Origin of the sequence: Geoglobus ahangari, from assembly GCF_001006045.1 — an archaeon.
Lineage (GTDB): Archaea > Halobacteriota > Archaeoglobi > Archaeoglobales > Archaeoglobaceae > Geoglobus > Geoglobus ahangari.
This window is the reverse complement of record NZ_CP011267.1, coordinates 753,220-776,559: the sequence shown is the minus strand read 5'-3', so window position 1 is coordinate 776,559 and position 23,340 is coordinate 753,220. Positions and strand designations below refer to the sequence as shown.

At 55.8% G+C, this 23,340-nt stretch carries 29 protein-coding genes; 6 read left to right on the top strand and 23 right to left on the bottom strand.

Going from position 1 to position 23,340, the window contains the following annotated elements; all coding sequences use genetic code 11:
• Positions 1-67: 67 nt before the first annotated feature.
• On the top strand, positions 68-1,162 hold the full coding sequence (locus GAH_RS04555; protein ID WP_048094954.1) for a hypothetical protein: 1,095 nt from the start codon (positions 68-70) through the stop codon (positions 1,160-1,162).
• Here the strand turns inward: GAH_RS04555 and GAH_RS04550 are convergent.
• Genes GAH_RS04550 through GAH_RS04540 form a run of 3 tightly spaced genes read right to left on the bottom strand, consistent with a single transcriptional unit; the run spans position 1,159 to position 3,747 of the window.
• The gene (locus GAH_RS04550) at positions 1,159-2,187 is read right to left on the bottom strand and encodes an ABC transporter ATP-binding protein (protein WP_048094953.1); all 1,029 of its coding nucleotides are present in this window, start codon (positions 2,185-2,187) and stop codon (positions 1,159-1,161) included. The genes GAH_RS04555 and GAH_RS04550 overlap by 4 nt on opposite strands.
• Complete coding sequence (locus GAH_RS04545; protein ID WP_048094952.1) at positions 2,180-2,920, bottom strand: molybdate ABC transporter permease subunit; 741 nt, start codon at positions 2,918-2,920, stop codon at positions 2,180-2,182. Before GAH_RS04545 ends, GAH_RS04550 begins: the two co-directional genes overlap by 8 nt.
• Positions 2,917-3,747 carry an extracellular solute-binding protein gene (locus GAH_RS04540; protein WP_052747762.1) on the bottom strand — a complete coding sequence of 277 codons (831 nt, stop codon included), beginning with the start codon at positions 3,745-3,747 and terminating at the stop codon, positions 2,917-2,919. Before GAH_RS04540 ends, GAH_RS04545 begins: the two co-directional genes overlap by 4 nt.
• A gap of 42 nt (positions 3,748-3,789) precedes the next feature.
• Here GAH_RS04540 and GAH_RS04535 point away from each other — a divergent pair, with 42 nt between their 5' ends.
• Complete coding sequence (locus GAH_RS04535) at positions 3,790-4,200, top strand: Tfx family DNA-binding protein (RefSeq protein ID WP_048094951.1); 411 nt, start codon at positions 3,790-3,792, stop codon at positions 4,198-4,200.
• Here GAH_RS04535 and GAH_RS04530 read toward each other — a convergent pair whose 3' ends face one another.
• The gene (locus tag GAH_RS04530) at positions 4,201-5,118 is read right to left on the bottom strand and encodes a calcium/sodium antiporter (protein WP_156967391.1); all 918 of its coding nucleotides are present in this window, start codon (positions 5,116-5,118) and stop codon (positions 4,201-4,203) included. It lies immediately after the preceding gene.
• A gap of 80 nt (positions 5,119-5,198) precedes the next feature.
• On the opposite strand from GAH_RS04530, the gene rtcA reads away from it, so the two are divergent.
• The 4 genes from rtcA to GAH_RS10330 all read left to right on the top strand — a co-directional run bounded on the left by rtcA (position 5,199) and on the right by GAH_RS10330 (position 9,597).
• Positions 5,199-6,200, top strand: a complete 1,002-nt coding sequence (gene rtcA, locus GAH_RS04525) for an RNA 3'-terminal phosphate cyclase (protein WP_052747867.1) — start codon at positions 5,199-5,201, stop codon at positions 6,198-6,200.
• A 118-nt stretch (positions 6,201-6,318) separates the two neighbouring features.
• Positions 6,319-7,386 carry a hydrogenase small subunit gene (locus GAH_RS04520; RefSeq protein WP_084632279.1) on the top strand — a complete coding sequence of 356 codons (1,068 nt, stop codon included), beginning with the start codon at positions 6,319-6,321 and terminating at the stop codon, positions 7,384-7,386.
• Positions 7,383-8,039 carry a formate dehydrogenase subunit gamma gene (locus tag GAH_RS04515; RefSeq protein WP_048094948.1) on the top strand — a complete coding sequence of 219 codons (657 nt, stop codon included), beginning with the start codon at positions 7,383-7,385 and terminating at the stop codon, positions 8,037-8,039. The genes GAH_RS04520 and GAH_RS04515 overlap by 4 nt, the downstream gene beginning before the upstream one ends.
• Positions 8,023-9,597 carry a nickel-dependent hydrogenase large subunit gene (locus GAH_RS10330; RefSeq protein ID WP_052747761.1) on the top strand — a complete coding sequence of 525 codons (1,575 nt, stop codon included), beginning with the start codon at positions 8,023-8,025 and terminating at the stop codon, positions 9,595-9,597. Before GAH_RS04515 ends, GAH_RS10330 begins: the two co-directional genes overlap by 17 nt.
• Positions 9,598-9,606: 9 nt before the next feature.
• Here the strand turns inward: GAH_RS10330 and GAH_RS04505 are convergent, their stop codons facing one another.
• From GAH_RS04505 to GAH_RS04420, 19 genes are all read right to left on the bottom strand, one after another.
• Positions 9,607-10,155: an endonuclease dU gene (locus GAH_RS04505; protein WP_048094947.1), complete on the bottom strand. Its 549-nt coding sequence runs from the start codon at positions 10,153-10,155 to the stop codon at positions 9,607-9,609.
• 2 nt (positions 10,156-10,157) lie between these two features.
• Entirely contained in the window at positions 10,158-10,340 is a 183-nt protein-coding gene (locus tag GAH_RS04500; RefSeq protein WP_048094946.1) for a hypothetical protein, read from the bottom strand.
• Positions 10,341-10,343: 3 nt separating this feature from the next.
• Positions 10,344-10,502, bottom strand: coding sequence for a hypothetical protein (locus GAH_RS10675; RefSeq protein WP_156967390.1), 159 nt, complete (start codon positions 10,500-10,502; stop codon positions 10,344-10,346).
• Positions 10,499-11,128, bottom strand: coding sequence for a V-type ATP synthase subunit D (locus tag GAH_RS04495; RefSeq protein ID WP_048094945.1), 630 nt, complete (start codon positions 11,126-11,128; stop codon positions 10,499-10,501). The genes GAH_RS10675 and GAH_RS04495 overlap by 4 nt, the downstream gene beginning before the upstream one ends.
• A 29-nt stretch (positions 11,129-11,157) precedes the next feature.
• Positions 11,158-12,540: an ATP synthase subunit B gene (locus GAH_RS04490; RefSeq protein WP_048094944.1), complete on the bottom strand. Its 1,383-nt coding sequence runs from the start codon at positions 12,538-12,540 to the stop codon at positions 11,158-11,160.
• On the bottom strand, positions 12,541-14,277 hold the full coding sequence (locus GAH_RS04485; RefSeq protein WP_048094942.1) for an ATP synthase subunit A: 1,737 nt from the start codon (positions 14,275-14,277) through the stop codon (positions 12,541-12,543).
• Positions 14,268-14,573 carry a V-type ATP synthase subunit F gene (locus GAH_RS04480; RefSeq protein WP_048094941.1) on the bottom strand — a complete coding sequence of 102 codons (306 nt, stop codon included), beginning with the start codon at positions 14,571-14,573 and terminating at the stop codon, positions 14,268-14,270. Before GAH_RS04480 ends, GAH_RS04485 begins: the two co-directional genes overlap by 10 nt.
• Positions 14,570-15,613: a V-type ATP synthase subunit C gene (locus tag GAH_RS04475; RefSeq protein ID WP_048094939.1), complete on the bottom strand. Its 1,044-nt coding sequence runs from the start codon at positions 15,611-15,613 to the stop codon at positions 14,570-14,572. Before GAH_RS04475 ends, GAH_RS04480 begins: the two co-directional genes overlap by 4 nt.
• 6 nt (positions 15,614-15,619) lie before the next feature.
• Entirely contained in the window at positions 15,620-16,171 is a 552-nt protein-coding gene (locus GAH_RS04470; protein WP_048094937.1) for a V-type ATP synthase subunit E, read from the bottom strand.
• A gap of 34 nt (positions 16,172-16,205) precedes the next feature.
• Positions 16,206-16,418: an ATPase gene (locus tag GAH_RS04465; protein WP_048094935.1), complete on the bottom strand. Its 213-nt coding sequence runs from the start codon at positions 16,416-16,418 to the stop codon at positions 16,206-16,208.
• 17 nt (positions 16,419-16,435) lie between these two features.
• Positions 16,436-18,382 (bottom strand): V-type ATP synthase subunit I, encoded by a 1,947-nt coding sequence (locus tag GAH_RS04460; RefSeq protein WP_048094933.1) that lies wholly within the window; start codon positions 18,380-18,382, stop codon positions 16,436-16,438.
• Positions 18,375-18,704: an ATP synthase archaeal subunit H gene (ahaH, locus tag GAH_RS04455; RefSeq protein ID WP_048094932.1), complete on the bottom strand. Its 330-nt coding sequence runs from the start codon at positions 18,702-18,704 to the stop codon at positions 18,375-18,377. Before ahaH ends, GAH_RS04460 begins: the two co-directional genes overlap by 8 nt.
• A 96-nt stretch (positions 18,705-18,800) precedes the next feature.
• The gene (locus tag GAH_RS04450; protein ID WP_048096748.1) at positions 18,801-19,967 is read right to left on the bottom strand and encodes a molybdopterin molybdotransferase MoeA; all 1,167 of its coding nucleotides are present in this window, start codon (positions 19,965-19,967) and stop codon (positions 18,801-18,803) included.
• Position 19,968: 1 nt separating this feature from the next.
• Positions 19,969-20,202, bottom strand: coding sequence for a MoaD/ThiS family protein (locus GAH_RS04445; protein WP_245604092.1), 234 nt, complete (start codon positions 20,200-20,202; stop codon positions 19,969-19,971).
• Positions 20,203-20,215: 13 nt separating this feature from the next.
• Complete coding sequence (locus GAH_RS04440; protein WP_048094928.1) at positions 20,216-20,626, bottom strand: hypothetical protein; 411 nt, start codon at positions 20,624-20,626, stop codon at positions 20,216-20,218.
• Positions 20,627-20,663: 37 nt separating this feature from the next.
• Positions 20,664-21,512, bottom strand: coding sequence for an SDH family Clp fold serine proteinase (locus tag GAH_RS04435; RefSeq protein WP_048094927.1), 849 nt, complete (start codon positions 21,510-21,512; stop codon positions 20,664-20,666).
• Positions 21,513-21,566: 54 nt separating this feature from the next.
• On the bottom strand, positions 21,567-21,974 hold the full coding sequence (locus GAH_RS04430) for a DUF61 family protein (RefSeq protein ID WP_048094925.1): 408 nt from the start codon (positions 21,972-21,974) through the stop codon (positions 21,567-21,569).
• Positions 21,971-22,738: an SAM hydrolase/SAM-dependent halogenase family protein gene (locus tag GAH_RS04425; protein WP_048094924.1), complete on the bottom strand. Its 768-nt coding sequence runs from the start codon at positions 22,736-22,738 to the stop codon at positions 21,971-21,973. Before GAH_RS04425 ends, GAH_RS04430 begins: the two co-directional genes overlap by 4 nt.
• Positions 22,732-23,250: a nitroreductase family protein gene (locus GAH_RS04420; RefSeq protein ID WP_048094922.1), complete on the bottom strand. Its 519-nt coding sequence runs from the start codon at positions 23,248-23,250 to the stop codon at positions 22,732-22,734. Before GAH_RS04420 ends, GAH_RS04425 begins: the two co-directional genes overlap by 7 nt.
• Between the last annotated feature and the right edge of the window lie 90 nt (positions 23,251-23,340).

Sequence of the window (23,340 nt, the reverse complement as noted above, 5' to 3'; positions counted from 1 at the left end):
CACCACCTCTGACGGGCTGTGCAAAAACCCGGTCAGATATTTATCGGGCTGACACAACTTAAATGATATGATCGAGAGGTTTGTGGATCCGGACAAGATTGACGTTCACGCTGACTGCATCGAGATGGATGAGCTGTTCTCAGGAGAGAGAGTCAGGGAAGGCAGGGAGCTGAAGGGGTTTGAGCTCGTGGAGGTAGGAGAGGTTGAGAGCGAGGGGATAGAGGTCGTCGGGGAGTGCAGCGATCTCCTCGGCATCCACGTGATCGTCTCTGGGGTTAGCGATGACGCGGCTCAGGCGATAGAGAGCATATTCTCCGAGGTAATAAACAGAATGAAGGGTGTGGAGTACAGGTTCAGGAAGGAGAACGTGAGGATCATTGTTTCGAGGGATGCGGAAGGCAGGTTCACCCCCGACTGCGTGGGCAAGGTTGTATTCGACGCGGTAAAGGCAATACCCGCCGTGGAGAGGGTGAGGGTAAGGATAGTGTGCGACGAGGAGGAGTTCGAGCGCGTCTTGAGCAGGAGCTCGAGAGTGCATGCAGAAAGGGAGGAGAGGGCGAGCAGGCTGAGAGAAAGGGACGTGGACACGTTCTACGGCTGCATCTCGTGTCAGGTCTACCTTCCGAACCACGTCTGCATAATCACGCCCGAAAGACCTTCGCCGTGCGGCACGCTCTACAATGAGGCGAAGTCTGCTGAGGAACTCAAGCTCGTCCACTACTACTTCCCGGTGGAGAAAGGCGAGGAGATAGACGGGGAGAAGGGAGAATACGAGGGCGTGAACAGAACCGTTCAGGAGAAGAGCGACTTCAGGATAGAGAGGGTGAAACTCCACTCTGCCCTTGAGAACCCGCCGTCAACTGGCAACTACGCCGAGGCGATAGTCTTCTACATCCCGGAGGAGAACGGCTTCGGAATCGTTGACCGCGGGTATAAAAAGAAGACGCCCATAGGCCTGACGTTCGACGAGATGGAAAAGCTGATAGTGGGGCAGCAGGTGGAGGGGTTCGTTGGTGTGAGCTTCGCCTACATGAAGTCCAAGAGCTTTCTGAAGGGAGATGGCGGATGGGAGAAGGTCAGGTGGGTCTCGCCCAACGTTTACGACTTCATAATGGAGTTCCTGCCGGATGATGTTCTGAGGAGGATAAGGACGTCGAGCTAAGGCCTGAACACCCTGATCCTGTTCCTCTTGAACCCTATTTTTATCTCCTCCCTCCTCTCGATTTCGAGCCTGTGATAGGCGTGATCGGGGATCACCACGACAACCCTCTCCTTCCCCAGGCTCACGAGAACCTCGTGGGCCGGGCCCACCTTCATCCTCGAGACTATCCTCCCCGGGAACACGTTGCCCTCGAGGTTTCTCCCGAGCTCCTTGCCCTCCCTGATCACCATCACGTATTCGGGTCGTACAGCGAAGAACACCTCCTCCCCCTCCTCGAACTCACACTTTCCAGCATGCACCACGCCCTCGCTCCACTCTATGACCGTCCCATCGCTCCCCTTCTCGGCAATCTTCCCTCTGAAAACGTTTTCGAAGCCCGTGAACTCCGCAACAAACCTGTTTCTCGGATACTCGTAGACCTCCTCCGTCCTTCCCTTCTGAACTACCTCCCCAGATCTCATGACGGCTATTTCGTCCGCCACCACAAGCGCCTCCCTGATGCTGTGGGTGACGTAGATCACAGGGACGTCGAGGGTTCTCAGCACCGCCGACAGCTCAAGAGTGAGCCTCTTTCTGAGGAACTCGTCCACGCTGCTCATGGGCTCGTCCAGAAGGAGAACTTCAGGGTTTCCGGCGAGTGCTCTTGCGAGGGCCGTTCGCTGCTTCTCCCCGCCGCTGAGCTCGTGAACCTTTCTGTCGAGGAGGTGGTCTATCCCCAGCATCTCCGCGACCTCCAGATTGTCCCCGGCGTAGAGTATGTTCTCCCTTACGGTCATGTGCGGGAAGAGGGCGTAGTCCTGAAAGACGTACCCGACTCTCCTCTTCTCCGGCGGAAGGCCGGTTATGTCCCTTCCGTTGAGGATTACCCTGCCCTTCTCGGGCCTGACGAGTCCGGCGATGATGTTGAGGAGCGTCGTCTTTCCGGAGCCGCTGGGTCCTATGAGGGCGGTGATCCCGTCAAACACCTCATCCACGCTTACTGTGAACTCTCCGAGCCTCTTCTCAATGCCCCTGAGCTCAAGCAACTCTACCACCCTCCCTGCGAAGCATCAGTACGAAGAGGAGCGAGACGAACCAGAACACAACCGCGACCGCAGAGGCCTTCTCCACTCCGCCGGAGAGGAAGTAGGTGTAGAGCTCTATTGGGAGCGTCTTCGGGTGGTAGGCGAGCATGAACGTGGCGCCAAACTCCCCGAAGCTCCTCACAAAGCACATCATCACTCCGGCGATTATGCTCCTCCTCGCGAGTGGAACCGAGACCCTCAGAAAGGTCTGAAACTCGCTCTTGCCCATCAGCCTGCTCGCGTACTCGAGCCTCCTGTCCACCGCATCGAATCCGGCCTTGGACGAGATCACGAGGAAAGGGGAGGCAACGATTAGCTGTGCGAGAACCACTCCGGCGAAGCTCCTCGTCAGCTTGAGCCCTGCAAGATCTGATACCGAGCCTATGAGCCCAGAGGGAGAGAGGAGCTTCAGCATGAGCAAACCGGATGCTATCGGCGGGAGGACTATGGGGGTCAGAACGACGGCCTCGAATATGGGCCTGAACTTCCCCTCCATCCTCGAAAGCCTGTAGGCCAGCGGAACCCCGAGGACTGTGGCTATGGCGGTCGTCAGCGTGGCGGACAGAAGAGAGGTGAGCACGGGCGAGGGGTCAATCGTGGAGATTTCGGCAGGCGAGAGGCTCATAAGGGCTGAGATCGCTGGAAGAGAGAGGTATAGGAGGAGCAGCAGAGATAGGGCATAAACGACTCTCATGCTCGCACTTCCCTCACAAACGTCTTCAGTCCGGACTTCCTGAGCAAAGGCAGGCCGTCGCTGAGCACAAAGTCAACGAACTCCTTCCCCCTCATCCCCTTCAGCCCTGCGATCCCGTAAGCGATCGCCTTCCCCCTGTAGACCCTCTCCCCTACCCTGACAGAGACGGTCGAGTACAGGCTCTCAAAATCCGGGTTGCTGAGATCGATCTCCTCCGGCAGCTCGAGGAAGTTCAGGCCGTGATTGACGGCCATGTTCCTGTAGAGAAATCCAATGTCAACCGTTCCGGCAGAGAGGTTTGCCGACAGGTCGGTTTCGAGGGCGAACACCTTCACCTTACTCACGAGCTCGTCGTAGAAACTCTCCCCGTAGTACTTCTCAGCGAGCCTGAACATGAGCAGCGTTCTGTAGCCGAGCGGGTCAACGGCCGGATCGCTCATCCCCGCAGACACCTCTCCGCTCAGGATCGCGTCTATCCAGTTTTCCGGAACGCCCCTTTTTCCGGCAACCACCAGACTGTTGGAGGCGAAGATGTAGTACCTGTCGAGGAACTTGGGAGCGAGCTCGTTCAGGAGGGTGTAATCGGCCGAGATCACCACGTCAGGCCTCCTCAGCCCGTCCTTTACCATCTCCACTATGGCAACAGACCCCCTCGCCTCTGACGACACCCCATAGCCATATCTCCTCTCGAACTCAGGGATTATCAGCTCCTCCATTTCCCTCACCAGACTGCCCGCGTACATTACCTCGATCTGCCTTTTCGATGAGCACCCGGCAAGTGCGATCGCACACGCGAGGGAGAGCCTGATGAAGTCCCTCCTGAGCATCGAAAGGTTTAACAATTCAGTTGTATTTTAACGTTTGGTTAAATGAAAGTGGTTGACTCACTGCTGACGGAGAGGCAGCTCGAGGTGTACCTCAGGAGGTTGAGGGGCGAGAAGCTCGAGGAGATAGCGAGAGACCTCGGCACGACCAAGAGCAACATCTCGGCGATAGAGAAGAAGGCGAAGAGGAAGATAGAGCTCGCGTACAACACCGTCAGGCTTGTGGAGCAGCTCGTTGACGCGCAGATAGTGTCCATACCGCCGGGAATTGATCTCTACGAGATACCGGGGATAATCTACAGGAAGGGTGACGAGATGGGAATAAAGATCAGGTACAGCGGCCCCGAGCTGATAAAGCTGCTCGTTGAGAGGTGCGGTCACAAGCTCAGGAACAGAGAGGTTACGAGGCAGATAACCGTCGGAATAAAGGAGAACGGAGAGATCAGCCTGTTTTAGCTAAAGAACTCCCACCATCCTGCCGAGGTAGAAGGCGTAAAAGGTCAGCAGCATTCCGCCCTCCCAGCAGGTTAGCTGGCGATCCTGAGTCATGAAGAAGTACAGGAGGGTGGCGACCACCATGAAGGGCAGGGCGAAGGACGTTATCGTTTCGGGGAATATGACCGTGCCAAACAGGGCAGGGATGCCTATCACGCCAAAGGAGTTGAACACGTTTGAGCCGAGCACGTTCCCGATGGCAATTTCAGCCTTCCTCCTTCTCGCTGCCACCATGCTCACCGAGAGCTCTGGAAGGGACGTGCCGAACGCAACAACCGTGGCGGCGACAATCTCTGTCCCCACTCCGAGGGCCTGCGAGATCTCCACAACCGACCTCACAGTGTACTCGGCACTCAGGTAGATCAGGATCGCGCTTCCGGCAAGCACCGCACCATCAACCACCCCGAACGTCCCCCTCTCGCCATGCACGTCTTTCGAGGATGTTGCTGCATAGCCCAGATATATGACAAGCCCGACAAGGGCTATCAGCCCGTCAAAGATTGTGAACGATCCATCGTAGGCGAGGATCAGGAGCATGAAGGCGGAGGCCATCAGGAGGGGGAGATCCACCTTCAGCAGGTCGTAGCTTATGTCTATCCTCCTGCCCGCGATGCCCACAAGGCCGATGATCAGGAAGATGTTGGTTATGTTCGACCCCACCACGTTTCCAGCGACGATCTCAGACGAGTCCGCAAAGACGGCCGCGATGGAGGACGCGAGCTCAGGGAGGGATGTTCCGACGGCAACAATGGTCACTCCGACGATGAAGTGGGGCAGCCCGAGACGAATCCCGAGCTTCTCAGCTGAGCGGGTGAAGTGGTCCGAGGACTTCACCAGCACGGCGAGGCTCACCGCGAACACCGCGAACCAGAATATCACGAGGTTGCTGATGACCTGTCACCTTTTATAGTTTACCTGCAGTGTCAAATACGGGGGAGAGCGATCACGGGGTGAGGATCATGATACGGGTAGATGGCAGCTACGGGGAGGGTGGTGGCCAGATTCTGAGGAGCGCCATAGCTCTGTCGTGCGTTACGGGTGAGGCGGTGGAGATATACAACATAAGGGCGAACAGGCCGAAGCCGGGGCTGAAGGCGCAGCACATGAAGGGCATCGAGGCTGCAAAGCTTTTGTGCAACGCAGAAGTGGAGGGGCTCAGGCCGGGCTCAACGAGGGTGATTTTCAGACCCGGGGAGGTGAGGGTGAGGGATCTGAGGATAGACATAGGCACGGCCGGAAGCATAACCCTGCTCCTCCAGACGATTCTCCCGCCCCTCCTCCACGCCGGAAAGGAATGCAGGCTCGAGATCACAGGTGGGACTGACGTGAGCTGGAGCCCGAGCATAGACTACTTCAGGTTCGTCACTTCCTCTGCACTGAGGGAGCTTGGGGCAGATCTGGACATTGACGTGATCAGGAGGGGATACTACCCCAAGGGAAGAGGAAAGGTCGTTGTGCACATCAGAGAGAGCGAGCTGGAGGGCAGGAGGTTTGAGGAGGTTAGATGCGAGGCTGTCAGGGGCGTGAGCCACTGTTCCAACCTCCCGGCCCACGTAGCGGAGAGGCAGGCGAGAGCTGCAAGGAGGCTGCTCGAAAGCAGCAACTACAGGGCAGAGATAGAAACAGAGGTCAGGAGGGACTACTCTACCGGCTCGGGGATAACCATCTACTGCGGGTACAAGGGAACTGTGTCGCTCGGAGAGAAGGGAAAGAGGGCAGAGAAGGTTGGAGAAGAGGCAGCCCTCGAGCTTCTGAGGGAGCTCGGAATGAGTGGTGCGTTCGACAGGCACCTCGCGGATCAGGTTATGATAGCCGGCGCAATAGCGAGGGGGACGACAGAGTACACGACCACAGAGGTGACGATGCACACGAGGAGCAACGCGTACGTGATAAACAGCTTTTTCCCTGACTCGGTTGAGATAGATGGCAACAGGCTCAGGATAAGGGGCACGAGGGACTGAATAAAGAAATTTTATTTTTTCTCAGAATTAACAGCGAAAACTTTAAATATTTGGATTGTATTTATTAATCATGTCAAAAAATATAAATGATTAATTGTTGAAAACTGGAGGGGTTTTGATGCGGTTGAGCAGGAGGGAGTTTAACAAAGCCCTCGCAGCGCTCGGAGCGACCGGGTTTCTGATGAGGTACAAGACAGATGTCGTCAAGGCCTTTGAAGAGGCAAAGAGCTCCGGTGTAAAGCTGTTCTGGCTGCAGGGGCAGAGTGACTCGGCCTGCACAGTTTCGCTCCTGCAGGCCAGCGATCCCGATCTGTATGATGCGGTGGAGGAGCTGAGCGTCGGGATCTCGTTCCACCCGACCATCATGCCGTCCTTCGGTGATGAGGCGATAAGGGTTCTCGAAGAGGAGGATCCGGACGTTCTCGTCCTCGAGGGGTCAATTCCTACTGGCAAGATGGAGAGCGCGTGCACATTTGGAGAGAGGAACGGAAAGGAGATCACGCTGGTCGAGTGGCTGAATGAGCTGATTCCGAGGACCAAGGTTGCAATAGTGGGATTCGGAAGCTGCGCAGCTTACGGTGGAATCCCGTCGGGAAAGGACTTCGATGGAAAAAGTCCAACGAACGCTGTAGGTCTCTACCAGTTCCTGAAGGGGAGAAATCCACCGGTTCCGGTTGTGCTCCTTCCCGGGTGCCCCGGCCACCCTGACTGGCTGATGGTCACGCTTGCGAGCGTTCTGCTCGGGATAGTACCAAAGCTTGATGACTACTGGAGACCAGAGGTCTTCTTCTCCAGCCTCATTCACGACAACTGCGCAAGGAGGGGGTTCTACGACGAGGGCTGGTTTGCCGAGAGCTTTCACGAGAGCGACATGAGGCACAACAAGTGCCTGTTCAAGCTCGGATGCAGGGGGCCAATGACTTTCTCTGCCTGCAGCGAGACGAAGTGGAATGGTGGCATAAATGTGTGCATGAACGCCGGAGCGCCGTGCATAGGCTGCATGCACCCCAACTTCCCGGACGAGACCTCACCATTCTTCAAGGCCCAGAGCAGGCTTGAGATCGACCTCACCAAGACAGTCTTCACAACGCTGACCGGCGCGGTTCTGATTGGTGCTGGCGCGTACATAGTCACACACGCCATAAGGGAGAGCAAGGTTGAGAAGGAGAGGAGGAAGGAAGAATGAGGTACGTGGAGAGGTTTGATGTCCATCAGAGGCTCCAGCACCTTCTGCTTCTGACGAGCTTCATAATTCTCGCCGTAACCGGCCTGCCGCTCCTCTACAGGTACACGGACTGGGGAATGTGGATGATAAACGCGATGGGGGGCGTGGAGGAGGTCAGGGGCTGGCACAGGCTGGCGAGCTTCGTCATGATTGGAGCAGGAGTTTACCACGTGCTCTGGGCGCTCGCCAAAAGGCCGACTACAATGATCCCGAGAAAGAAGGACTTTCAGGACTTTGTAGCCGACGTAAAGTTCGTTCTCGGAATGTCGAGCGAGGTGCCGAAGTACCACAAGTTCAGCTACGTCCAGAAGTTTGAGTACTGGGGGGCCTTCTGGGGGATGGTCATCATGATCTCAACAGGTCTCGTGCTGAGCTACCCGGAGATATTCTCCCCATCAGGCGAGTGGTTCGCTGCTTTCAGAGTTGCCCACTGGGAGGAGGCGATTCTTGCGGTGGTGTTCATAGCGAGCTGGCACATGTACTTCAGCCATCTCCGCAAGAAGTTCTTCCCGTTCAACAAGGTCATCTTCACGGGCAGGATGGAGCTTGAGAAGGCGAAAGATGAGCATCCGCTCTGGGTTGAGGAGGTGGTGAGGAATGGAAGTGGTAATTGATCCCGTTACAAGGCTTGAGGGTCACCACGGAGTCAGGCTGAACGTGGAGGGTGGGGTTGTCAGAGAGGCGAAGGCTCTGGCAACCATGTTCAGGGGCTTTGAGAGGATTGTCGTTGGGAGGGACATAAGAGACGCGCCGATAATACTGCAGAGGATCTGCGGAGTGTGCCACAACGACCACAGGCTCGCGAGCCTGTTCGCCATAGAGAACGCTGCAGGGCTCGGAAACGAGTGGGGTCACGGGATACCGGAGGCTGCGCTGCTTATGAGGAACGTGATAGCGAGCCTCCAGTTCGTGTTCGACCACCCGGTGTGGGCCTACGCGCTGACAGGGCCGGACTTCTGCGACCAGATCCACAGGACCGGGCTCAAGAGGTTTGACCCGCTGGTGGGTCAGGGGGTGAAGGAGGCAGTCTTTGCCCAGCGCAGGCTCCATCAGGCCATGGCCTACATAGGAGGGAAGGTTCCGCACATAATGACGCCCGTGCCCGGCGGAGTCACCCTTGAGATAGACGAGAAGGTGATAAGCAGGCTGATAAGCATTGTCCTCGACGTCAAAAAGTGGGCGATAGGTGTCGGGCTGAGCAAGGGCACGCTCGAGCACACGGCAGACGTGGCGGGGTACATAATCGACGACGTTTCGAGGAAACTTGAGGAAGGTAAGGAGATTGCCCCTCCAAGCGATCCGGAGATTGGTAGAGGGCTTTACGACCTCGTGTCGCTGATAGTCGTAATGGCCAGAATGGGGCTGGCGGACATGGGAGAGAGGACGGCAACTATGCTCGCCTACGGGTTCCTGAGTGACGCGAACGGAGAGCTCTTCTTCCCGTCGGGCTTCTTCAACGGAAGCGACCTCGAGAAGTTCGACTACAGGAAGATAGGCGAGGACGTCACCCACTCCTACTACTCGGACGACGCTGGTGGAGAGTACGTGGGGAACGAGGACACCAGAAAGCTCGTTCCGAAGTACGGAAAAAGCGGAGCCTACACGTGGGCAAAGGCTCCCAGGTATGACGGCAAGCCAGCAGAGGTGGGGCCCCTTGCAAGGATGGTGGCCAAGGGCTTCAGGGACGGATGGGAGTACGGCGATCCGCTCGACCTCCGAAAGAGCCTCGCCGGAGGAAGGACTGCAAGCAATGCACTCGCGAGGAACATAGCGAGAATTCAGGAGGAGCTGCTCACGATAGACTACCTCGAGAGCCTGCTGCTGCAGCTCAAGGAATATGCCGGTAGGAAGACGTACATAGAGTTCCCCGACAACGTGACCGGTGAGGGTGTGGGGCTGCGAGAGGCTCCGCGAGGAGCCCTCGGCCACTGGATGAGGGCAAGTGCAGGAAGGGTGGAGAACTATCAGGTTATAGCGCCAACCACGTGGAACGTGTCACCGAGGGATTCTAAAGGAAATCCGGGGCCACTTGAGGAGGCCCTCGTCGGAACTCCGATGGAGAACGGAGACCAGTGGAACGTTGTGAGAGTCATTCACAGCTTCGACCTATGCCTCGCATGCACGGTGCACGTGTTCACCAAGGATGGAAAGAGGTGGGAGTTCCTAACCTGATTTTTTATTTCACACCCTTCCCCTGCTTTCCCCGTGTATCACAGCCGAGGCAACCAGATGAGCAAGCCTAAGACACTCAGGAACGTTTCCCTTAAGCGTGGCTGATTTGAGGAGCGATGCGGCCTCTTCGTAACCGCACCCCTTGAACTGAATGAATACTCCGTCAACCTCGTGAACCTCACCTGCCTTCCTTATCACCTCCATCCTCCTTTCAGCATCACCCACGTTTTTCAGCGCGTCCTGAATGGCCAGAAAGTCAGGCCTCTTCCGCATCACGGCAATTACCGGGACTGAAAGGGATGAGGAGATCACCTCGATGTCAGCGACGTTGAACCCGCCGAAAGTTACGCCGTTGAGGAATATGCACCTCACCTGCTCCCTGAACTTCGACCTGCGAACCATGCCTACGATCTTCTCTGTCACGTCGAGGCCGTCTACTGTTATCTCCTCAACCATCACTCCCTCAACGTAGCAGTTGCCCTCGGTGACAACACCGGCAACTATCGCCCTCTCTCCCGAGAAGCTGTCGTCTATCCCCAAAAACCTGAGCTGTTTCATCTTCAGCAGTCGTAGTGGCGCCTCACAAGCTTTACGCCATCTATGCTCATCAGCTCACTCTCGCTGTTGGCGTTGACTATGTAGTGGTAGTCGTAGAAGGCCTCGTAAACCTCAATGAAGCGCTCCCTTAAGGCTTTCTCAACCTCCTCTTTCCTCGAGAGGTCGATCCAAATCTCGAAGTACATCCTTCACCTCAGTCCGGCAAGGTCGTAGACCCCAAAAACGATAATGAAAAATAGAATTGTTCCTATCGCCACCCTCAGGGTGCTTATCACCCACCAGTACTTGAGTATCCTCACCAGATTCTCTTCGTCCGTCAGCCAGCGGAATATCCTCTCGGAGATCATGCCTCGGCCTGCTCTTTCTTGCTCTTGATCTTCTTCAGCCTGATGATGTTCTCTCTGTCCATCTCCTCGAGCTTGAAGGTGATGTACCTCGCGGCCTCCTCCATCTCCGGAATGACCTTGAACTCGAGGGCGTTAACCCTCCTCTTCGTCCTCTCTATCTCGTCTATGAGCTTCTTCAGCGTCGTTTCTATCTCTGCCACCTCAAGGATTGCGTCAATCAGCGCCTCGTATGCCTCAACTGCCTCATCCACCCTCGCGCTCGTGCCGATTATTCCATAGTTCCTCTCGGCAAGAGACTTCCTCACGACCTCCCTTTTGATCACCGGCACAACCACGCCCATTATGTTCTTCCTCTTAAGCGTGAAGGTTGGGCTCTTCTCAACAGACAGGGCAATGGACTTCACCGCGATGACACCGTCTGCGGCCATGGCGAGGGCCAGCTTCTCCTGAGCCTCCTTGTACCTCTGAACCATCTCGTCTATGACCTTCTTTGCATCCTCGAGGATCGTTCTGAACTCCATGATGAGGCCGTCTCTCTTCATCTTGAGGAGCGCGTGACCCTTTTTGGCCATCGCTATCCTTCTTCTGAGCTTTATCAGCTCCATTCTGGTTGGCTGTACGTCCATTGTATCACCCGTTCAAAAAATGAGGGGAATTACTCGGCCTTCTTCTTGTAGGCCGGGTGGTACTTCTCGATGAACTTCCTCTCGATCTTCGTCAGCTCGCTCTCCGGGAGCATCGAGAGCAGTTCCCAGCCGATGTCGAGGGTCGTCTCGATGTCTCTGTCCTCGTACTTGCCCTGCTGGATGAACCTCCTCTCGAACTCGTCCGCGAACTTCAGGTACCTCCTGTCCCTCTCCGACAGTGCCTCCTCACCGACGATGGCAACGAGACCTCTCAGGTCGACACCCTCTGCGTATGCTGCATACATCTGGTCGTTCCACTGCACGTGGTCGTCCCTCGTTCTGCCCTCACCGATACCCTCCTTCATCAGCCTGCTGAGCGATGGCAGGACATTGATGGGCGGGTAAATACCCTTGGCGTGGAGCTCCCTGCTGAGCACGATCTGACCCTCGGTGATGTAGCCCGTGAGGTCGGGAATCGGGTGGGTTATGTCGTCGCCGGGCATCGTAAGGATGGGCATCTGGGTGATCGTACCCTTCCTGCCCCTGATTCTCCCTGCCCTCTCGTAGATCGTGGCGAGGTCTGTGTACATGTAACCCGGATAGCCTCTCCTTCCGGGAACCTCCTCTCTCGCCGCGGAGATCTCTCTGAGAGCCTCACAGTAGTTGGTCATGTCAGTCAGGATGACGAGGACGTGCAGGTCGTACTCGTAGGCGAGGAACTCTGCCGCGGTGAGGGCCATTCTCGGAGTGAGCAGCCTCTCAATAGCCGGATCATTTGCGAGGTTCAGGAAAACCACGGCCCTCTCAAGAGCTCCCGTCCTCTCAAAGTCCTTCATGAACTGGTGAGCCTCCTCGTGGGTGATACCCATGGCCGCGAACACGACAGCGAACTCCTCTCCCTCTCCCCTGACCTTGGCCTGCCTCGCAACCTGCAGGGCTATGTCGTTGTGCGGGAGACCTGAGCCAGAGAATATGGGCAGCTTCTGTCCCCTGACGAGCGTGTTCATTCCGTCAATGGCCGAGATACCGGTCTGGATAAACTCCCTCGGGTACTCCCTCGCGTAGGGGTTTATGGCCGCACCAATGATCTCCCTCCTCTCCTCAGGAACGATCTTTGGTCCGCCGTCAATCGGGTCTCCAGATCCGCTGAGAATTCTTCCGAGCATGTCGTAGCTGACGTTGAGCCTGATGATGTCTCCGGTGAACCTCACGGTCGAGGAGGTGTCAATACCCCTCGTTCCCTCGAAGACCTGCACGACCACAACGTCCTTGGACGTGTCGAGCACCTGTCCTCTCCTCGTTGAGCCGTCGGGCAGGGTTATCGTGACGAGCTCTCCGTAGCCAACGGGCTCGGTCTTCTCAACAAAAACAAGGGGACCGGAAACTTGGGTGATCGTCTTGTACTCCTTCATTCACTCCACCCCCAGATTCTGCTTAATCTTCTTGATGGCGTTCTCAAGGGCAGTCTTGTAGTCCTCCTCGAACTTCGCCCTCGCAAACTCGTCGATGCCCTCGACGCCGATGATCTCCTCGACGAGCTTTCCTGACTCAAGAGCCCTGAAGAATATGTCGTTGATCTCCTTGATTCCCTTGAGCAGATCGTACTGCTTCTTCAGGTCACAGTAGGTGTCAACCGGGTGGTATGCGTACTGCTGGAGGAAGACCTCTCTCACCAGCCTCGCGACCTCGAGGAGCAGCCTCTGGCTCTCGGGCAGGGCATCGCTACCAACGAGCTGCACGATCTCCTGGAGGTTGGCCTCCTCCTGCAGAACGGTCATGGCCCACTTCCTGAGCTCGCCCCAGTCCGGAGCAACGTTCTCGTTGAACCACTCGGCGAGCGTGTCTGCGTAGAGGCTGTAGCTCTGGAGCCAGTTGATGGCCGGGAAGTGCCTCCTCGCAGCGAGCTTAGCATCGAGCGCCCAGAAGACCTTCACAATTCTGAGCGTGTTCTGAGTAACTGGCTCGGAGAAGTCACCGCCTGGTGGCGAAACAGCACCGACAACAGTAACGCTTCCGATGTTTCCGTTCAGCGTCCTCACTCTCCCAGCTCTCTCGTAGAACTCTGCAAGCCTTGATGCGAGGTAAGCAGGATAGCCCTCCTCACCGGGCATCTCCTCAAGTCTTCCCGAAATCTCTCTCATTGCCTCTGCCCACCTGCTCGTCGAGTCGGCCATGATGCTCACGTCGTAGCCCATGTCTCTGAAGTACTCGGCTATGGTTATACCTGTGTAAACGCTCGCCTCTCTCGCAGCGACGGGCATGTTTGAGGTGTTGGCTATGAGCACGGTCCTCTCCATGAGCGGCTTTCCGGTTCTCGGATCCTCGAGCTCCGGGAACTCCTCGAGAACCTCTGTCATCTCGTTGCCCCTCTCACCGCAGCCGATGTAGACGACGACGTGCGTGTCACTCCACTTGGCAAGCTGGTGCTGGGTGACAGTCTTTCCAGAACCGAACGGCCCCGGAATGGCAGCCGTACCACCCTTCGCTACGGGGAACATCGTGTCGAGAATCCTCTGTCCGGTTATGAGGGGTATCGTCGGCGGGAGCTTCTCCTTGTACGGCCTCGGAATTCTGACCGGCCACTTGTGAGCGAGCCTGAGCTCCGTGCCGTCCTCGAGAACGGCAATCGTGTCCTCGACCGTGAAGCTTCCCTCGTATATCTCGCTCACAACGCCCGAAACGTTCGGAGGTACGAGGATCTTGTGCTCTATGAACTCCGTCTCCTGAACGCTTCCGAGGATGTCTCCGCCGTTAACCTTGTCCCCCTTCTTCACGAGGGGCTTGAACTCCCACTTCTTGCTCCTGTCGAGAGCCGGTGCATCAATGCCCCTCCCTATGAAGTCTCCGCTCGCCTCCTTCAAAGCTGGCAGCGGTCTCTGAACTCCGTCGTAGATGGACTTGAGCAGTCCCGGCCCGAGCTCGACGCTCAGCGGCATTCCCGTGTTCTCAATCTTGTCTCCCGGCTTTATTCCGGATGTGTCCTCGTAAACCTGAATCAGTGCCTTCTCTCCCACGAGACCTACGACCTCACCCATCAGGCCCTCTTCTCCGACCTTGCACACGTCGTACATCCTCGCTTTCAATCCCTCGGCAACCACCAGTGGCCCTGATACACGATAAACCTTCCCAATTAACTCCTTCACTTCCATAAGTCAACACCTATCGCCTTTCTTATCTTTTCTCTAATCTCCTCAACTCCACCCTCCTCGCCCACGGCAACGAACGTTGGCTCCACGCTCTCGTCAACCGCCCTCTTCAGGGCGAGGGGGAGCTTCTTCAAAAATTCATACTTGATGACCGCAACACCGATCTCGTCACTCTCGAGAACCTTCTCAACCACGCTGATCAGCTCATCGTCGCTCGTAACGTCGAATATGTCCCTGACCCCGGCCAGCCTGAAGCCGAGGTTGAAGTCCGGGTCGCCAATCACAGCCAGCCTCTTCATACTATCACCAGCTGCTCCTTAATCTCCTCAACATCCATTCCGCTCGCCTTGCCCCTTGCGATGAGCCTCAGGTTGTCCACCTCAATCCTCTTGAGGAGCATGTACGCGAGAACCGGCAGAACCGAGAGCGGGTAGTAGTTGGACTTCCTTATGGTTCTCTGAGCCCAGACTCCCATGAGGGCGTTCTCAACCTTTGACATCAGGTGGGTGGCGATGGCTTCCCTGAGATCGTCGATGAACCAGTAGTTCTCGAGCGCCTTGTACAGCTCCTCGAGGTCCATCGCAGCAAGTTTTCTCGCCTCGTCCTCGGTTAGCTGGTAGCCGTACGGCACGATCCTCGACATTATCTCGTCCGCCGGCACGCCCTCCCTCTTGAGCCTTATGATCGTCTTTATGTTCACTATGTCGATCTCCATCCTTATGAAGTCGATGAAGTACTTCGTGTCAAGGCTTTCAGCGGACAGGCTGGCTATGGAGGTGTAGTAGAACTTGTCAAGCTCGTCCTCAACCTCGGAGAGCTTTGCCCCGTGGAGAAGCTTCTCGAGGATCGCATGGAAGGGCTTGCCCTTAAAGGCATCGACGATCTCATCAACGGTGTCCCTTGCAAGCAGGGACTTCAGGAACTCCTCGTCCAGCTCTCCGGCAGGAACGAGCGTCGCCTCGATCTCCTCGTTGCTGAACCCGAACATCTTGCCCCTGATTATGTTCTTGATGTTCCAGAAGTCCCACTTCCTGAGGTAGAGGACTATGAGCTCCCTCGGAAGGCCCTTGGATATGTTTATCAGCTTCGTGTAGGTTCTCGAGAGGTTCAGGGAGAGGGCGTGATCTATGAGGTCCATCCCCGAGTACTTGTACGCGAGCTCATCAATCTCCTTCTTGTACTCTGTCTCCTCGAGGTACCTGATTATCTCGTTGAGGTCCATGTTGAGGAGCTTCGCGTACTCCTCCTTCGGGATGAGCTTTCTCTTCATCACTCGTACTCTGGCGACTATGTACGCCCACTCGGAGATCTTTGTCTTCCTAATTATCTTGGAGATCATCAGCCCTCACCCAAAGAGCTTCTCGTAAATGTCCTTCATCTTGGACTCGTAAACTTCCTGGAGAAGTGTGTCAAACGTGAGGTTTATCCTGAACTCACCATCCTTGCTCTCCAGCACCACACCGCCGATGCAGTCCACATTGCCCGCATACTCGAGCTTCGTCAGCTTCTTCACGAGCTCCTCGTCCTTCTTGTTGGAGTAAACCACGTAGTCCTGCCCCTCATACTTGGACAGGAGCTTCTTGAGGAGCTCCTCCCTCTCCTTTCCGTCGAGGTTCGCGACCTTCTCCACGAGCATCTGGTAGACATTCTCCACAACCTCTCTCTTCCTGTTGAGCTCCTCCTTCTTCATCTCGAGGTTTATGCTCGATATCTCCTGTCTCCTGAGCCTCTCCGCTTCTTTCTCGGCCTCCTCCCTCGCCCTCTTGAGAATCTCCTTGGCGTTCTCCTTGGCCTCGAGAATTATCTTCTCCGCTTCCTCCTCAGCAGAGCTCTTAATCTCGGCTACCTGCTGATGTCCCTTCCTGACGATCTCCTCGATTATTGGCTCCAGTGGCATTTTGGATCCCTCGTAAAAAAAGGAATGGTGGTTTTCACATGAACATCAGCAGGAACGACACGACCAGTCCGAAGATGACGATTGTTTCCGGAATAACGGTCATCAGCAGGCCCCTACCGAAGAAGCTCGGATCCTCAGCCATCGCTCCTACTGCCGCAGCACCAATTCCCTGCTCACCAAGACCAGCACCAATTCCAGCCAATCCGACAGCCAGACCAGCACCAATCGCCACAAACCCATCCACCATTTTCAACACCTCCTTTTTTAATCCTCCTTTGTGTATTTCCTCTTCCTACCAAAGGGGCTGTAAAGCCTGCCCCCACCCTCAAAGAACTTCACAAAAAACTCCACATAGTGCAATCGGAGACTCTGCAACCCCGGATCAAGGATTCCGAGGAGAATGTTAATCACGTGCCCGAGCGCGAAGACGATGATTGCCGCTATTATCCCCACAGGCCCGGAGGGCCAGAGCATCTCGAACGCCATGTAGTTGAAGGCAACGGCAAAGCCGACACTGGCGAGACCCACAGCGAGCAATCGAGCGTAGCTGATCGTGTTGCTGAGCAGCGTCAGGTACTCGATGAGGAACATCGGACCCTCGCCGATTATCGTCAGCACAGCCCAGATGATTATGAACGGCACTGCCGCGATGTATGCTAAGTTGAGCTCAAAGGCTGTCTTTCCGGCCATGTTGTTCAGGATGAAGCCGGTGATTATCAGCGCGATGCTGATCAGAGCCATCAGCCAGTTGAACTTCTCCTCAATCGCGTGCCTCCACCCGTGCTCCTTCGCCACGTTCCTGATTCCAATCACGTAGGCCATGGCCATGTGGAAGACACCTATGGCAATCGTCAGCACGAGAATTGCCGGCGCTTTCTCAAGCCTGTTGACGTGGGGCATCTCGGCAAACATGTGGGCTATCGCACTCTCGTGACCGAAGAGCTTGGCGAACAGCGTTTCGTGACCGAACAGCTCGAACCCGAAGAACTCGCCATACACCAGGCCAAACACTATCGTGGAGATTGCAGAGTAGTTGAGGACTCTGAGGAGTGCCTGCCAGCCCTCGGTCTTGAACTTGGTCGAAAGCCAGAGCCCGAGGGCGAGAATGACGATACCGTAACCAATGTCTCCGAGCATGAAGCCGAAGAATATCGGGAAGAAGATGGACATGATGAGCGTCGGGTCGATCTCCGTGTACTTGGGGACTGCGTAGGAAGTTGTCAGCAGCTCGAATGGCTTTGCAAACGCGGGATTCTTCATTGCGGTTGGTGGCTCGAACTTCTCGTCCTTGATCTTCACGGCAACAACCTTCCCGTTGGTCTTGGCCTTTACCGTGCTCTCAAACTCCTCGTAAGACTCCTCGGGCACGTAGCCTACGAGCACGAACGCGTATTTGGATGTGGCAGCCCTGAGCGGAAGCTCACTTTTCTCGAGCTCTATGCTCAGGTGCTCCTCGAGCGCAAGCAGGAGGTCGAGGTTCTCGCTCTCATACCTCTCAATCTCCTGATTGAGTTTCTCCAGCTCAGACCTCAGCCTCTCCTCTTCCTCGTCAAGCTCCCTGAGCCTCGTGTCGTAGTCAACGTCAATCTCGGGAACGGAAATCTCCCTGAAGGCGAACTCCTGAAGAACCTTGAAGACCTCCTCAGCGTAATCCTTCTTCACGAGGACGGCTACAACCAGCTCGCCCTCATACTCGGCGGTGAATATCTCGAACTCCTTGGTGACCTCCATTATCTTCTCAAACGGGTTCGCCTTGGCGAAGCCCACATAGACCTCGAGGGTCTTGTAGCCCCTGAGGAGGTTGGCCGGAACTCCGAGAGCCTTCAGGGGGAGGATGCTCCTCCTCTCATCTCCAATTTTCCTGAGTCTGTCCTCGATCTCCTTGATCCTGCTCACTCTCGAGTTTATCAGCTCCTCAAGCTCCGATACCTTCGTGTCGAGCTCCCTGTCAAGCTCCTTTACGCTGAACACCTTCTTCGGCTCGTAGCCGTCCTTAACCCCGGCATGAGCTAGAAGAGACCTTACAGAAACGAGGAACTTGGAGAGTTTCGAAGCTTTCTCGAGCGGCTCCCCTATTTTGAAGTACTCGTCCTCCTCCCCGTAATCCTCAATGTGAAGCTTGTTGAGCCTGTAAAGGATGTCTGAAGTAACCTCGAGGTACTCCTTCGGCCCCACTACGGAAACCTTAACCATCCTTACAGGCTCAAGCATTTTCGATCATCCTCACAAACTCGTTGTAGAGCTCCTCAACGACCTCTCCAATCCTCGACTCTCCCTTTCTCACCATCTCGTTGATCTCTGCGAGTTTCTGCTCCCTGATCTTCTCCTTCTCCTTCTCAACCTCTGCCTTGGCCTTCTCTATGATCTCCTGCTTTATCTTCTCGGCCTCTTTGTTCGCATCCTCGATGATCTTCCTTGCCTCCTCCTTGGCGGCGAAAATCTTCCTCTTTTTCTCCTCTTCAGCCTGCTTTATCTCTTCCTCGATTTTCTGCTCGGTCTCCTTTATTTTCCTAAGGATCTCTGTTTTCTCCATGCCGTTTCACCCCATAAAAGATGATACTAAGGAACTCAACCACTCGTGAGTGAAGTGATATTTAAGGATTTTCTTTTTTAACGATTGATGTGTTTGCTAAAGAGGATAAACTCTGACCATTTCGCCCGCTTCCACGACTTCGGTGTTCTCGTCAATTATCGTATAGCAATTCGCCTTTGTGATGCTGCTGAGTATGCCAGAGCCGTAGGATGACACCGGACGGGCGAGCATCGTTTCGAAGTCAACCGAGAGCCTAACAAAGCTCGTGAAGCCCGGCTTTGAGTAAACGCTGTCCGAGAGCTTCGCGAAAAACGAAACATCCCCATTCACGTGGAGCATCCTGCGTATCGCGGGCCTTAGAAGGAGGTACGCCGAGGCCACGCATGCCGCCGGAAATCCGGGAAGTGCGAGAACCGGGGTTGAGCCAACAACCGCCCCCACTGTCGGCTTTCCCGGCCTGAGGGAGATCCCCCTGAAGAGCACCTCACCAATGTCCCCGAGAACGGGGTAGATGATGTCCCTCTTCCCTACCGACGTCCCGCCTGTGGTTACAACGAGGTCGTAGCTGTCAGCGAGATTTAGAATGCTCTCAAGCTCGTCCCTGCTATCCGGCACTATGTCCGTTACTTCCGGGCTCGCACCCCACTCCTTCAGGTAGGAGGAGATCATGATCCCGTTGCTCTCGTAAACCTTCCCCGGGACGAGCCTCTCCCCCGGCCTTACGAGCTCGTCTCCCGTTGGGATCACGAGGACTCTCGGCCTTCTGAATACCTCAACCTCCTCCACCCCGGCTGACCTCAGGAGGGCGAGGTGATGGGCTCTGAGGAGCGTTCCCTTCTCGGCAATCCTGTCCCCTGCCCTCAAGTCCTCTCCGGCAAGGCCAATGTTCTCGTACTTCCTCACGGGCTTGTAGACTGCCACAAGGCCGTCGAACTCCTCGGTGTCCTCCACCTTCACAACCGCGTCGAAGCCTTCCGGCACAGCATCTCCAGTGTGAACCCACCTCGCCTGCTCTCCCAGCCTCAGAATGACGGGGTTCGTTCTGCTTGCCCCTGAAACGTCCGCACTTCTGACAGCATAGCCATCCATGGCCGCCCTGCTGTAGTGCGGGATGTCGATCTCCGAGCTAATATCTTCTGCGAGAACCCTTCCGTGGGCAAGCTCAAGCGGAACGCTCTCGACATCATCTCTGCCAAACTGCCTGACCCTCGAAAGCAACCTCTCTCTCGCCTCGTCAACACTCATCAGGTTCGTGAACAGCATCTCAACCACCGCTCACTGGTGGGAGCAGAGCCACCACGTCGTTCTTCTCAAGCCTGACGCTGAAGTCATCTACGCTCCTGCCGTTCACCATCACTATCGCGTACTCGTAAAGCCTCGAAAACTCCGGGTAGGACTCTTCGAGCTTTTTCAGGAGCTCCTCAACGCTCTCCGCATCAATTTCAAGCTCTCTCGTGCCCGCGATCTCCCGGAAGTTTGCGAAAAGCTTTACCCTCACCACCCAACATCACCTACGAGCATATGGCCCGCATCATCTCAGCCAAGATGCTTTCAAGTGTTTCGCGGTTTTTCAGCATGAAGTCCTTCCCCTGCACCTCAACGAAATCAGCAACCTTCAGCCTCTTTTCCAGCTTCTTCATCCCCCTCCTCATCTCGATCTCGAGGAACGGGAACTCGTGCTCCATCTCAACATGAACGAGGCCGCACTCAGCCCTGTAAACGAAGTTGTACTCCGACTCGCTCTCGAGGCTTATCCCAGCAACCGTCACGGGCCTCCTCTCCCTCACCTTCTCCCAGCTCTTGGAGAGCATCTCGTCTATCCTCTCAATCAGAAAGTCATCGGCCTTAGCGTAAGCGGCAGCGCTCTCGATTGCCTCTCCAACAGCATCCTTAACATTTCTGAGCTTGTCGAACAGACCCATAAAGAAGAGTGGAAAGAGCCTTTAAAAAAGTTGTTTTCTACTTTCCAGCCCTTCCCCTGTCCCCGTGGCTCGGGACGAACTCCACTCCGGGGTGCCTCTGCATTATGGGCTGCGGATAGAGATCCATGAGCTCGTAGACCTCCGGAGGGACGTCTGTGGAGACGTTCAAACCGAACTCCTTCACAGTCTCGACGGTCAGGGGGTAGTCGTGGGTCCACCTCCCCTCGGTGAGAGTCTTCGCGACCTCCTTCGCCCTCTCTTCACCAAGCTTGTCCCTGAGCAGCGAGACCACAAAATCCCTGACCTGATTTATGGCCTTCTCAGCTATGTCCGCCATTATCAGCGTCTGGTCGTCTATGTCCTTCGGATCCTTCCTCTCAACTGCCCTCAGGATTGATGGAGCGGGGTAGTTCATGAGCTGCGGGTCAACGGGCCCGAGGACTGCATGAGGGTCCATTATTATCTCGTCTGCTGCGAGAGCTATCAGCGTTCCGCCACTCATGGCGTAGTGGGGAACTATAACCGTCGTCTTCGCCGGGTGATCGTGGAGGGCCTTGGCGATCTGGGTTGCTGCAAGCACAAGCCCGCCGGGGGTGTGGATTATCAGGTCTATGGGCTTGTCCTTGGGTGTGCTCCTTATCGCCCTGAGCACCTTCTCGGAGTCGTCAATGTCTATGAACCTGTAAATCGGAATTCCGAGGAATCCAACGCTCTCCTGCCTGTGGATCATTGTTATGACGTTGCTGCCTCTCTTTTCTCCGATCTTCTCCATGAGCTTCCTTCTCGCCGAGACGAGCATCTGGTGCTTCATCTGCGGCATGAAAATCAGGTACAGGAAGATCAGCAGCCAGAATATGCCGCTCAGAGAGTAGGGATCGTACGCCATGTTCGAAAATAAAGAATCAAATATTATAAAAATCAATCGCTACCCGGCAGTTACTCACACCCTGAACATAACCTGACTGGCAGTTTTCAGCCTCCTGCGTATTCTCTGCATCTCGTAAACGTAGAGGAGCATTACATCGTCAACATACCTGTCAAAGCCGAAGGCCTTCTCTATGAACTCCGCATGCCTCCTGTCCCTCACGTAAATCACGTACTCGCTCCCGAGGTTTCTCATCTCCAGAATTATCGGTATGGAGAAGCGATCCCACTCGTACTCATCAACGTACCTCGCTATGAACTCCAGCTCGTCCCTCTCTATGTCGTACTCCTCCCCGTCCCTCGCCCTGATCGCGGGGCTATCCATTTCCAGCAGAGTCTTCAGGCTGACCCTGCGCTGCGGAAGGTGCCTGTTTATGGACTCCACAAGCTTCGCGAGCGCTCTATCGCTGAAGCGATCCCTCATCGTATCCACCTCAGGCTGACCGGGCCGAACCCAACGCCAAACTCAGATGCGAAGTCCCCCTCCCTGATGCTGAGCTCAAGGGTGTTAAAGCTTCCTATCAGCGCGAGGGGTTCACCCACCTCAACGTCCTCGTACCTCTCAACAAGCGGAATCTCAAGGCCGTTGAAGATCACTCCCTCAGGGGACGCTCTCTCCACGAGTTCCCTCCTGACGTTCGTCACAACGTTCCCGAACCTGTCTATGTGCACGACCATCGCCCTTACTCCGCTTTTGGAAATGGTGAGGTCAAAGAGGTCGAGCTCGACAATGGCATCGGTGAGAGGGGAGAAGTACCTCTCCTCCAGCCGTCCCTCCTTGAGGAGTGCTCCGGCAGGGGCGAAGATGTCCCTGCCATGGAACGTGGACGACAGCTCTCCGACGAGCTCGCTAACAGCCTCGTTTATCCGGTAAACCTCAACCACCCCATCTCCAGAGGCTGAGGGGTAGGCTATTCCGTTGTCGGGGCACACAAACCAGTAGTTTTCAGTCTTTATGGCCAGCGCCTTCCTCCTGCCACCCACCCCCGGATCCACAACGGCAACAAAGACCGTGTCCCTCGGAAAGAACCTGTAGGCGTTGTACAGCAGAAACGCCCCTTCCAGAACGTTCTGCGGTTTGACGGAGTGGGTGATGTCAACTACCTCCGCTCCGCTGATCCTCCTGATCACTCCCTTCATCACTCCCGGGTAGTAGTCCCCGAAGTCGGTGAGTAGCGCTATCACCATGTCTCCCAGTGGGTTATCTCCTCCAGATCGAACCTCCGCCTCGGCCTCGGCGTTTCTGCCGGGTAGCCTATTGGGAGTATCGCCGCCGGTCTTGCATAGCTCGGGATGTTTAGAATCTCGGAAACCTGCTCGTCATCGTAAGCGCCGATCCACACAGAGGCGAGGCCCATGCAGTGCGCGGCAAGCAGGATGTTCTGCACCGCTGCGGCTGCATCCTGCTCCGCGTAAATTCTCCCCCTATCTCCGTAGACCTTCATGCTCCGCGGGTAGTTTGCCACCACCACGATTATGACCGGAGCCTCGGCGATGAACATTTGCCTGAGAGATGCGACCGCGAGCCTGAGCTTCGTCTCCTCGTCCCTGACGACTATGAAGTCCCTCGCCTGCAGGTTGCCTGCCGAGGGTGCAGCATTTCCAGCCTCAATTAGCCTGAGGATCGTCTCGTCATCGACATCCCTCTTCTGAAACTTTCTGACCGACCTCCTCGTGAGAATTGCCTCAAGGCACTCCATGGTAGTAAGAGAAAGAGAAACGATAAAACGTTTTCGAGCTTTCACACCCCTTTCCCGTCAGAGGGTGTAAAAAGTGTCTGGAGTGGGCCG

Coding starts and splice junctions, on each gene's coding strand:
- GAH_RS04555 (WP_048094954.1), top strand. CDS start 68: ATGATCGAGAGGTTTGTGGATCCGGACAAGATTGACGTTCACGCTGAC.
- GAH_RS04545 (WP_048094952.1), bottom strand. CDS start 2,920: ATGAGAGTCGTTTATGCCCTATCTCTGCTGCTCCTCCTATACCTCTCT.
- GAH_RS04540 (WP_052747762.1), bottom strand. CDS start 3,747: ATGCTCAGGAGGGACTTCATCAGGCTCTCCCTCGCGTGTGCGATCGCA.
- GAH_RS04535 (WP_048094951.1), top strand. CDS start 3,790: ATGAAAGTGGTTGACTCACTGCTGACGGAGAGGCAGCTCGAGGTGTAC.
- rtcA (WP_052747867.1), top strand. CDS start 5,199: ATGATACGGGTAGATGGCAGCTACGGGGAGGGTGGTGGCCAGATTCTG.
- GAH_RS04520 (WP_084632279.1), top strand. CDS start 6,319: ATGCGGTTGAGCAGGAGGGAGTTTAACAAAGCCCTCGCAGCGCTCGGA.
- GAH_RS04515 (WP_048094948.1), top strand. CDS start 7,383: ATGAGGTACGTGGAGAGGTTTGATGTCCATCAGAGGCTCCAGCACCTT.
- GAH_RS10330 (WP_052747761.1), top strand. CDS start 8,023: ATGGAAGTGGTAATTGATCCCGTTACAAGGCTTGAGGGTCACCACGGA.
- GAH_RS04505 (WP_048094947.1), bottom strand. CDS start 10,155: ATGAAACAGCTCAGGTTTTTGGGGATAGACGACAGCTTCTCGGGAGAG.
- GAH_RS04500 (WP_048094946.1), bottom strand. CDS start 10,340: ATGTACTTCGAGATTTGGATCGACCTCTCGAGGAAAGAGGAGGTTGAG.
- GAH_RS10675 (WP_156967390.1), bottom strand. CDS start 10,502: ATGATCTCCGAGAGGATATTCCGCTGGCTGACGGACGAAGAGAATCTG.
- GAH_RS04495 (WP_048094945.1), bottom strand. CDS start 11,128: ATGGACGTACAGCCAACCAGAATGGAGCTGATAAAGCTCAGAAGAAGG.
- GAH_RS04490 (WP_048094944.1), bottom strand. CDS start 12,540: ATGAAGGAGTACAAGACGATCACCCAAGTTTCCGGTCCCCTTGTTTTT.
- GAH_RS04485 (WP_048094942.1), bottom strand. CDS start 14,277: ATGGAAGTGAAGGAGTTAATTGGGAAGGTTTATCGTGTATCAGGGCCA.
- GAH_RS04480 (WP_048094941.1), bottom strand. CDS start 14,573: ATGAAGAGGCTGGCTGTGATTGGCGACCCGGACTTCAACCTCGGCTTC.
- GAH_RS04475 (WP_048094939.1), bottom strand. CDS start 15,613: ATGATCTCCAAGATAATTAGGAAGACAAAGATCTCCGAGTGGGCGTAC.
- GAH_RS04470 (WP_048094937.1), bottom strand. CDS start 16,171: ATGCCACTGGAGCCAATAATCGAGGAGATCGTCAGGAAGGGACATCAG.
- GAH_RS04465 (WP_048094935.1), bottom strand. CDS start 16,418: ATGGTGGATGGGTTTGTGGCGATTGGTGCTGGTCTGGCTGTCGGATTG.
- GAH_RS04460 (WP_048094933.1), bottom strand. CDS start 18,382: ATGCTTGAGCCTGTAAGGATGGTTAAGGTTTCCGTAGTGGGGCCGAAG.
- ahaH (WP_048094932.1), bottom strand. CDS start 18,704: ATGGAGAAAACAGAGATCCTTAGGAAAATAAAGGAGACCGAGCAGAAA.
- GAH_RS04450 (WP_048096748.1), bottom strand. CDS start 19,967: ATGCTGTTCACGAACCTGATGAGTGTTGACGAGGCGAGAGAGAGGTTG.
- GAH_RS04440 (WP_048094928.1), bottom strand. CDS start 20,626: ATGGGTCTGTTCGACAAGCTCAGAAATGTTAAGGATGCTGTTGGAGAG.
- GAH_RS04435 (WP_048094927.1), bottom strand. CDS start 21,512: ATGGCGTACGATCCCTACTCTCTGAGCGGCATATTCTGGCTGCTGATC.
- GAH_RS04430 (WP_048094925.1), bottom strand. CDS start 21,974: ATGAGGGATCGCTTCAGCGATAGAGCGCTCGCGAAGCTTGTGGAGTCC.
- GAH_RS04425 (WP_048094924.1), bottom strand. CDS start 22,738: ATGGTGATAGCGCTACTCACCGACTTCGGGGACTACTACCCGGGAGTG.
- GAH_RS04420 (WP_048094922.1), bottom strand. CDS start 23,250: ATGGAGTGCCTTGAGGCAATTCTCACGAGGAGGTCGGTCAGAAAGTTT.